Annotated in this window: 8 protein-coding genes and 2 tRNA genes; 8 read left to right on the top strand and 2 right to left on the bottom strand. The window is 66.4% G+C overall.

The features are described 5' to 3' along the window. The 5 genes from VKP62_06165 to VKP62_06145 all read left to right on the top strand — a co-directional run. On the top strand, positions 1 to 1,888 hold a 1,888-nt coding region (locus VKP62_06165; GenBank protein ID MEB3196771.1), incomplete at its 5' end, for a hypothetical protein. After that, the gene (locus tag VKP62_06160; GenBank protein MEB3196770.1) at positions 1,885 to 3,177 is read left to right on the top strand and encodes a hypothetical protein; all 1,293 of its coding nucleotides are present in this window, start codon (positions 1,885 to 1,887) and stop codon (positions 3,175 to 3,177) included. The genes VKP62_06165 and VKP62_06160, both read left to right, overlap by 4 nt. Next, the gene (locus VKP62_06155; protein MEB3196769.1) at positions 3,174 to 4,658 is read left to right on the top strand and encodes a S8 family serine peptidase; all 1,485 of its coding nucleotides are present in this window, start codon (positions 3,174 to 3,176) and stop codon (positions 4,656 to 4,658) included. Before VKP62_06160 ends, VKP62_06155 begins: the two co-directional genes overlap by 4 nt. Positions 4,659 to 4,722: 64 nt before the next feature. Continuing rightward, positions 4,723 to 4,796: transfer RNA gene (locus VKP62_06150), tRNA-Ile, on the top strand. A gap of 6 nt (positions 4,797 to 4,802) precedes the next feature. Further along, positions 4,803 to 4,875 (top strand) — tRNA-Ala (locus VKP62_06145). Positions 4,876 to 4,923: 48 nt separating this feature from the next. Here VKP62_06145 and VKP62_06140 read toward each other — a convergent pair. Together VKP62_06140 and VKP62_06135 are read right to left on the bottom strand one after the other, a co-directional pair. Then, the gene (locus tag VKP62_06140; GenBank protein MEB3196768.1) at positions 4,924 to 5,568 is read right to left on the bottom strand and encodes an HAD-IB family phosphatase; all 645 of its coding nucleotides are present in this window, start codon (positions 5,566 to 5,568) and stop codon (positions 4,924 to 4,926) included. A 45-nt stretch (positions 5,569 to 5,613) separates the two neighbouring features. Then, positions 5,614 to 5,859: a hypothetical protein gene (locus VKP62_06135; protein ID MEB3196767.1), complete on the bottom strand. Its 246-nt coding sequence runs from the start codon at positions 5,857 to 5,859 to the stop codon at positions 5,614 to 5,616. 373 nt (positions 5,860 to 6,232) lie between these two features. On the opposite strand from VKP62_06135, the gene VKP62_06130 reads away from it, so the two are divergent. From VKP62_06130 to VKP62_06120, 3 genes are all read left to right on the top strand, one after another. Further along, positions 6,233 to 6,814 (top strand): hypothetical protein, encoded by a 582-nt coding sequence (locus VKP62_06130; GenBank protein MEB3196766.1) that lies wholly within the window; start codon positions 6,233 to 6,235, stop codon positions 6,812 to 6,814. Beyond that, the gene (locus VKP62_06125) at positions 6,801 to 7,766 is read left to right on the top strand and encodes a 3-oxoacyl-[acyl-carrier-protein] synthase III C-terminal domain-containing protein (GenBank protein ID MEB3196765.1); all 966 of its coding nucleotides are present in this window, start codon (positions 6,801 to 6,803) and stop codon (positions 7,764 to 7,766) included. The genes VKP62_06130 and VKP62_06125 overlap by 14 nt, the downstream gene beginning before the upstream one ends. Further along, on the top strand, positions 7,763 to 8,796 hold a 1,034-nt coding region (locus tag VKP62_06120), incomplete at its 3' end, for an SDR family oxidoreductase (GenBank protein MEB3196764.1). The genes VKP62_06125 and VKP62_06120, both read left to right, overlap by 4 nt.

Genomic DNA, 8,796 nt, shown 5'->3' with positions numbered 1-8,796 from the left:
TATGCGTCCTGAGAGGTTCGAGAACAAGCGCCGCGCCCCCTGGCTCAGCCTGATGCTGGCGGGTTCGTTCGTGGCAGCTGGTGTCGCTGCCTGCGTGCCAGCTGGACCTCAGGCGCGGCTTTTCACTTCGCAACTCGAGCCTGGCCAGGCAAGTTTGCGCCTGGACTGGAACGCGCTGGCCCAGGGGCGTCGACGCCTGCTGGCGTTCGACGTGTCACCGGGGTCGCTCAAGGTGTCGCTGGTGGACCACCGCAACGTGGTCCGCAAGGAAATGACCCAGGCCGCCGGTGATTCTCAGGCGTTTTTCACGGACGTGCCTTTGTTGCCCCGCGTGTTGGTGCGGGTGCTGTATCTCGACGCTGGCCTGAACCCGATTCCTGGCTCGATCTTGCGGGGCCTGGGGGCGATCAAGGAGGGCGAGAACCAGCTGGAGTTGTCGGAGGCCTCCACGGTGGGCGGCGCGATCATGGAGGCCCTGATCGCGCGAGACCTGGCGGCCAGCACGGCGATCGCCTCCTCAGTCGACTTTGCCGCGGTGGCGTCGGCCGTCATCGACATGCAACGAACCCTGAATGCGGCGCATCCGGGCCTGCTCGACCCTCAGGCGATCGCCGCGGCCTGGCCGGCCTCGGGCGCCATCCCTGTGGCCACCTCCACCTTCCTTCCCCCCCCTGCCAGTCTGCTCTTGAAGTCCGACCACTGGCCGGTGGGCGCCACGGCCTGGGTAGAGGTGTCGGACCCGACCTCCCGAGGGGTGGTGATGGATGGCACGACCCGTCTGCTCGATCCCGTCGCGCCGGGTACCTGGACCGTGCGGGTGGTTCCGGATGAAGGGCAGGGGATCGCCTCCACCACCCAGGTGGTCTATCTGGCGCCAGGCAAGCGCGTCGATTTCCCGATTGCGTTCGGCAACACGGATGCACTCCCTCCCCTGACGATGGCGCGCGGCGCGGCGGCCTTCGGCGTGCTGCCCGTGGTCGGCGGAAGCAGCGCGTTGGTGCTGGCAGGCGGCATCATTCAACCGCAGAACACGGCCACGACGCCATTCGGTGCAGAAACGGCCCGCGCTTCTGACGTGGTGCTGGTGGGCGTCAATGCCACGAGCCCTCTGAATCTCGCCCCAATGGCCTCCGGTCTGACGGCCTGCTCAGGCCCGGCCAGTACGGTCCACGGTGGCAAACTCTACATTTTCGGCGGGTTTGCGGGGTCTTCAATCGCCTCTCCTGCCGTGCGTTGCCTCGACCTGCAGACGGCCTCCAGCACCGCGAAGGTGGCGATGCCGCTGGCTCAATCGCTGTATGGCATGGCCGCCGCCACGATCGGTGACTCCATCTACCTGACCGGGGGTTTCAACTTCGTGGGCAATTCGCCCGCCAGTGGCACCTACCGCTACCTGCCCCTCCTGGACGCCTGGAGTTCCGAGGTGGTGATGTCCAATCCGGCCGGAACCCGGAGCTTGCCCGTGTTTGACGCGGCGTGCTTTGGAGCTGCCAGCGCCGTCGCCCAAGAGACGTGGTACGTGTTTGGTGGACGCCGCGGCTTGGATGGCTCCGTCAACGGGGTGGTCCACGCCTGGAAACCCGGGGTGGACGCTTTCTTCAGGCAGGTAGCCAAGATGCCGACGCCGCGCTATGGCAGCGTGGCCGTCGCGACGGGGGGGCGGATCTGGGTGATTGGCGGAATTGAGGCGGGCGGCCTGGTTTCCCGCGCCGTCGAAGTATATGACCCCGTCGCCAACAGCTGGTCCCGCAAGCCTCCCCTGCGACAGGAACGCGCCTTCGCAGCAGCCGGCGTCTTGGATGGCAAGATCGTCGTCTCCGGAGGGTTGCTGGGAGCTGAAAACTATGACGCCATGCCAACTTCCAGCGTGGAGCGACTGACGCCATGAGAACGCGCCTGTTCTGTTTCTTGATGGCGCTGGGGATGATGGGCGCCTGTCGGAGTACCTCCCCGTCCACGGTGACGCCCAAGGCCACGCCGAAGAAGACGGCGAGTCCGAAGGTGACGAACTCTCCCGCGGGGACAGTAAATCCCCAACCGACTGCCACGGCCACGGTTCCGACCAACCCGGTCGCGACCGCCCAACCCACCGCGACCCCCACGGCCAGCGGCACGGTCCAACCCACCCCGACGCCCACCGCCAGTGGCACCGTCCAGACCAACCCGGTGGCCTCCAACACGACCACGGCCTCCAACACCGTCGCGGTCGAACCGCGGGCGCCAGCCCGCATCAACCTGGCGCTTTCCGCCCAAGCGTCCAACTCCTGGACCGTTTGGCCCCCGTTGCAACGTCCACGTGCCGGCCTGGTGGCGGCAGCCATCAAGGGCGTGCTGGTGGCGGCGGAGGGTGATGCGCGCTCATCCGTGGAGCAATTGGACCTGACCGCAACCGGGAGAAGAGCCTGGGCCTTGCGGGTCCCCCCGGTGGCGGTGGACGGTGATTCGTTTGGCATTCGCTATGCGGCAGGGGCCGCCAACGCTGACTACCTGTACTCGCTGGGCGGCCTGATTGTAGGTCCCAGCCAACTGATCGTGCGCTACGGCCAAACCGAAAACAATGCCGTCTTGCGCGACTACACCAGTTTCTTCACAGACCGTGCCTGGGCCCAGGCCGCCTGCATGCAGGAACGCCAGATCCACGTATTCGGAGGCGAGACCCAGACTCAGGTCCTGGCGACCACCCGCAAGCTGGACCTGGATGCGAAAGTGCTGACGCCTCTCACCCCCTGTCCTGCCGGCAAGTTTGCCGGAGCCGCCTGCGTGCGAGTGGGGTCGACGGCCTGGGTGCTCGGAGGCTATTCGAAAAACCTCACCCAGAACGTGGTGGCCCAGACCACCGTGCGCAAGTACGATATCAATGGCGACACCTGGCGATATTCCGGGGACGGTCAGGCTGCCGCGCCGCCCGCGCTGCCGCAGAGTCGTCACTCGGCTGCCGCCGCGCTGCTCAATGGAACCATCTACCTGGCAGGGGGCCTGGATGGCAACGGCCTCGTGATGGACAGCGTCCTGGCCTTGAACACCCAGGTGGCCTCGCCCACGTGGACCGTGGTCACCTCGCTCCCAACGGCCCGGGCCAATCTGTCCCTGGTGGCGGTGGAAGACCGGCTGGTGGCCATCGGCGGGCGAGATGCAAGCGGAACGCCGCTTGCCAAGGTGGAGGTGTATCGTCCATGACGTACCGAACCGCCCAATGGGGACGTCTGGTTTTCTTGACGGCCTGTGCGGCACTAGCGCTCAGCGCCTGCCACGGGCCGTTGACACCGGTCATCGCGGGCAAGGGGACGGCCGTGTCGCGTTTGCCAGCGCAGGCGCGTACGTTCCCGTTGCAAAGCCGCGCCACTTCAGAACCTGCTAGCTCCGCGTCAGAAGCCAATCCTGCAACGCCACTCGCTGGAGACCTGAATGCGGCGGACGCTGCCTCTCCTCTGGCGAAGGTTGAGGCGAAGCCGACCTACACCGGAGAATTCTTGTTACGCGTTCCAGCGGGCACCAAACCGGAAGCCCTCATGCAACTGCCCGCCCTGCAACACGCGAGTCTGACGGCGACGATTCCGCTGGGAGACGGATGGGTCGTGCGGGTCACCCCTCCGGCAGGGGTCGATGAGAACCAATGGAAAAGCCAGGTGCTGGCCTTGCCCCAGGTGCGCGGCCTGCAAGCCGAACGGATGAATTATCCCCGCCAGGTGGTCACCAACGATCCCGACACTGTCAGGCAATGGGCGCACGCGACCGACACGGCCAACACCGTTGGAGCCTGGGCGCTGGTCCCTCCAGCCAGCCAGGCCAGCGTGGTCATCGCCGTCCTGGACACTGGCCTGGATATCACGCACGACGAGTTCGCCCCGGAGCGAATTCGGGGAACCTTCAATGGGCTGGAAGAGGAAGCAGGAGCCACCGATACGTCCGATGTCACGGATGACGATGGCCACGGGACGCACGTGGCCGGTATTGCGGCCGCGAGTGGAGGCAACAACATCGGAGGTGCCGGCGTGGCGTGGGGCGCTGGTATCCTGCCGGTCAAGGTGCTGGGCCCGATGGGCGGCACCGACACCGCGATCTTGTTGGGCATGATCCACGCGATGAACTGGCGTCCCGATCCAGATGACGGTTCGCGGGTGCGCGTGATGAACATGAGCCTCGGGGCGCAAGGAGAAGGCGCGGCCAGCGTCGGCCCGCTTTACACCGAAGCGGTCGCCTTGGCCCGCTTGGCGGGTGTGGTGGTGGTGATAGCCGCTGGAAACGGAGGCCAACCATTTGTCGAATCCCCGGCCAACACCCCCCTTGCGGTGGCAGTGGGAAGCACGCATCATCACCTGGGCCTGGAAGGGGTCAGTTCCTTCTCGAGCGGCGGCACTCGCCTGGACCTGGTGGCGCCCGGGGAAAACATCTACTCGACCATTCCGGGGAATGACTATGACACCTTCAGTGGCACCTCGATGGCAGCCCCCTACGTGGCTGGTCTGGTGGCCTTGATCACCGCCCGCTATGATGCCCAAAATCTGCGCACCAACGCGACGTTCGTGGACCTCGTGCGCCATCGCCTGACCAAGTCGGCCAAGGACATCGGTCCTCCGGGGCGCGACAACCTCTCAGGCTGGGGCCGCGTGGATGCCCGGCGGGCGGTCGCGACAAGCACCATCGAGGCGGACCCCTGAGGCTGGTTGACGCTCGAATGGCGCTGTGAGAACATAGTTGGACGCGGTTTTGGCTGCGGAAGTCGGGCGATTAGCTCAGGTGGCTAGAGCGCACCCCTGATAAGGGTGAGGTCACTGGTTCAAGTCCAGTATTGCCCACTGCTCGGGGATATAGCTCAGTTGGTAGAGCACCTGCTTTGCACGCAGGGGGTCAGCGGTTCGAATCCGCTTATCTCCACTCACGTATCAAGCCGCCTTCCGGATTCAGCCGAGGCGGCTTTTTTTATCAAACGTCCGTCAAGTGCTGTTCCAGGTGAGCCTGAACGGCGTCAAAGCGCGCAAACGGCACGTGGTCGATGCCTTGCTGGCGGCACCACTGGGACAACCCGGCCTTGGCGAAAACGAGATCGGCGTGAGGCGCGGCGAGGCGATCGCTCAGGCCGTCCCCGATGAAAACCGTGAAGCCCCCTTCCGCCTGCACTGCTCGCACGATCGCCGCCTTGTCGACGCCCGTGGGGCAGCTGGGGTCGACGGGCTCAAGGCCGAAGCCGCGGGGCGATCGCCGCGCGCGATTGGCCGCGACCGGAAGGTCCAGACCTTCCCGGGCGAGCAAGGCACCGATCACCTCCCCAAGGCCCGCCGATACGATGCGCAGCGGCCAGCCCCGGGTCGCACACCAGGCACTGAAGGGCACGAAGTGAGGGTCGAACGGGACGTGCCGGTGCAGGTGAACCAGCGCCTCCTCCAAGGGCACCTGGCAGGCCTCCAGGGCCATGTCCAGCACCTCCCAGAGGGGGCGTCCCCCATCGCGCACCAGGCGGTCAAACGCCACGCGCCGCTCCGCGCCGACGAAGTGCGCCACCAGCGCGTCATTGGTGTCACGCAGGGTGATGGTGCCATCGAAATCGCAAAGAATCGTCACAGCTGGCATCGGCGTGACGCCAGCATACCCGACGAACGCGACGAGGACGCGGGGTCAGGCAGGCACGTTTGATGCCAAGAGTCGCTTCAAAATGTCCAGGGCCTGCGAATCGAAGTTACTGGCGGCGATCGCCTCCTGCAGAAACGCCCGTTCCTGCTGTGACACCACCCCGTCCCGCAAGATGAGCTCTTGCAGCGCAGTGGCTTCCAGCCGGTCGATCATGTTGTCGTCTTCCAGCAAAAATTCCAGCGCCTTGCGCAGGGTGCTGATGGTCACTTTCGGTTCGTTTTCACCGGACATACCGAACACTCCTCTCTTGGACACCTCGTCCACATACCCCGATTGCTGGCTCTCCCAACCTCCCCGCTTGAGTTCCAGCCAACCAGGCGCACCGGCCAACGTGGGAAGCGATACTCGTGGCGTCACGTGACGCCAGGAGCATCGCTCCGCTGCGACCGATTTCCGGGGCGTTCCAGATGATTCCCCGCGCGTGGCCCGCGTTCGTTCGAGACCCTCGCAGCCGTTGCAGAGGTCACGGAGATACGAGCGACACGGGACCACCCGCTCGAGCCTCTTGAAAAGAGCCCGGAAAGCACGGATGGAAGCGACCATTCGCGTGTCTCCCCCCGGGCTCCCGGGTACAATTGCCTGGCAAGCAGGGAGGCTTTCGGACTTGAACCTCGCGGTGCTGGAACTGGTGCTGCTCGATTACGCGCTCATGTGGGCCCTGGCGCTCGGTTTTTTTTACCGCTCCGAGCGGCCGCCACTGGCCTGGTGGCTGACCGGGCTGCATTTCTTCGCCGTTCCGGCCACCTTGCTCTTGGCGCAGGGGCCTTGGCTGCCAGGCCTCTGGTGGCCCTCGGCCCCCTTCCCGCTGCTGCGCGAGGCGATCGCCGTGCTGCTGGCCGTCGCCTCCCTGGTCTTGCTGGCGCTGACGCGCGGCCACCAACGCGTGCGCCTCTCGCAGTGGCACCTGGAGAATGACGCCCCGCAGGGCATCGTGACGTGGGGGCCACACGGGGTGGTCCGCCATCCGTTTTACCTGGGCTACCTCCTGGGCGCGGCGGCGGCGCTGTGCCTGGCGCCGGGACCGGTGACAGGCCTGCTGCTGGCCTACACCCTCGGGGCGCTCGCCCTGACGGCCCGCCGTGAGGAACGTCGCCTGCTGGCCTCGGCGTTCGGGGCCGAATATGCCGTCTACCAGGCCAACACCGGGGCGTTCTGGCCCCGCTGGAGGCGCCGTGTCGAGCGCTGACGTCTACCTGCACAGCTTGTCGACGGCGCTGGGCGAACACGACGTGGACCTCACGGCCTCGTGGCAGGCTGGACGCCTGTGCACGGACCCGACCACCCTGCAGCAACACGGTTTTCAACGTCACCGGCTGGCCGCAGACGATACGGAGGCGCTCGATCTGGCACTGCGGGCCTGCCGGCCGATGGGCGAGGCGATCGCCACGAGCGATGTCCTGGTCTACGCCACGGCACTGCCCCTCAACAGCTATCGCCGCCGCGAGAGCCAATTCGCACAGAGCCGCGACATCAAGGATCTGGCGAATTTTCCGGCCAGCCGGCTACAGGCGGAACTGGGCCTGGAGCGCGCCGCCGTGGTGGGCCTGACCCAGCAAGCCTGCACGGCCATGCTGGGGGCGATCCGGCTCGCCCGGGCGCTGCTGCTGGCCGAACCTCACCTGGCGCAAGTGCTCTGCGTCGCCGCCGACCGCTTCCCCCCCGGCGCGCGCTACGAGCAGGCCTACAGTCCGGTGTCCGACGCGGCCTGCGCAGGCCTGGTCTCCCGGCAGCCGGTCGGTTATCGCATCATCGCCTGCCACGCCCTCAGCAACGGGGCCCTGGCGCAAGCCAGCGATGACGAGATGGCCGGCACCCACTTCGCCTATGCGCATCAGATCATCCAGGAGACGCTCGACCGGGCGGGTCTGCGCATGGCGGACATCGCCTGGATCGTGCCCCAAAACACCAGCCGGCAGGTCTGGCAGATTCTGGGACCGCTCCTGCAGCATCCGCTGGAACGGGTCGCCCTGGGCACGCTGGCGCAAGCAGGTCACGCCATCAGTGCCGACAATGTCCTGAACCTGTGCGACCTGGAGGCATCGGGCAAAATCAAGCCGGGCGATCGCTTGCTGCTGTTCATGGCCAGCTTCGGCATGAACTGGCAGGGGCTCGTGCTGGAGAAGGTGGGCCCCGCGTGAGCAGCAAGACCCTGATCACGGGCGCCAGCGGCTACCTGGGTCAACTGGTCGCGCACCAGCTGGTGAAGGAGGCAGGCGCGCCGGTCGTGATGTGGGTGCATGCCGACAACGAGACGCAGGCCGCCGCCAAGATTGCCCGACTGAAAGAAGCCTACTTGGGCTTCGAACACTTGATGGAATGGACCTGGGGGGCCCTGGAGGCCGAGACCCCCTTTGCGGGGGTCGCTCCAATCGGCATCGCCCGGATCATCCATACGGCCGCCATCTATCGCTTCGATATCGACGAGGAAACCGCCCGCCGCGTCAACGTGGAGGGCACCCGCAAGGTCCTTGACCTGGCCGAGCGCTGCCCGGGACTCCGCCACGTCTGCCTGGTCAGCAGCCTCTATGCCTCGGGCTTGATGGCAGGGGACATTCCGGAGGAACGGTTTCCCTTCGGCCCCCAGGCCCCCTTCACGAACCACTACGAGCGCTCCAAGCACCTGTCGGAGGAGGTGCTCTTCGAACGGCCCCAGCTGCCCTGGAGCATTGCCCGCGTGGGGCTGGTGGTGGCCGACGACGAGAGCGGCCACGTGACGCAATTCAACGCGCTGCACTACACGCTCAAGCTGTTTCACCACGGCCTGATGTCGGTTTTTCCGGGCGACCCGGAGACGCGGCTATACTTCGTCACCGGGGGCTTCGCCGCCCGGGCGATTGCCGATATTTGCCGCCTGGATGCGCCGCGGTGCATTTACCACGTGGCCCACGCGGAGGCCCACGGCGTGCCCCTGGCGGAGGCGATCGACCTGGCGTTCACCGCGTTTCTGGAGGACCCACGTTTTCGCGCACGGCGCTTGCCGCGCCCGCTCTTCATCGATCAGGCGGGGTTCGACGTGCTGGTGGCCGGGATGGCGGGCCTGGGCAACCGTGCGCAGGTGCAGGCGATCTCTGGCGTGGCCTCCTTCGCCCGCCAGCTGTACATCCGCAAGGAGGCGCGCAACGAGCACCTGCTGGCAGCCCTGTCGCATTACGCCCCGGAGGACCAGCG

The organism is Candidatus Sericytochromatia bacterium, assembly GCA_035285325.1.
Classification (GTDB): Bacteria; Cyanobacteriota; Sericytochromatia; order S15B-MN24; family JAQBPE01; genus JAYKJB01.
The sequence above is the reverse complement of the archived record's forward strand: the minus strand, read 5'-3'. Positions and strand labels throughout refer to the sequence as shown.

What these genes read in the sequence shown, in the direction of transcription:
- VKP62_06155 (MEB3196769.1), top strand. Translation starts at nt 3,174, where the DNA reads ATGACGTACCGAACCGCCCAATGGGGACGTCTGGTTTTCTTGACGGCC.
- VKP62_06140 (MEB3196768.1), bottom strand. Translation starts at nt 5,568, where the DNA reads ATGCCAGCTGTGACGATTCTTTGCGATTTCGATGGCACCATCACCCTG.
- VKP62_06160 (MEB3196770.1), top strand. Translation starts at nt 1,885, where the DNA reads ATGAGAACGCGCCTGTTCTGTTTCTTGATGGCGCTGGGGATGATGGGC.
- VKP62_06135 (MEB3196767.1), bottom strand. Translation starts at nt 5,859, where the DNA reads ATGTCCGGTGAAAACGAACCGAAAGTGACCATCAGCACCCTGCGCAAG.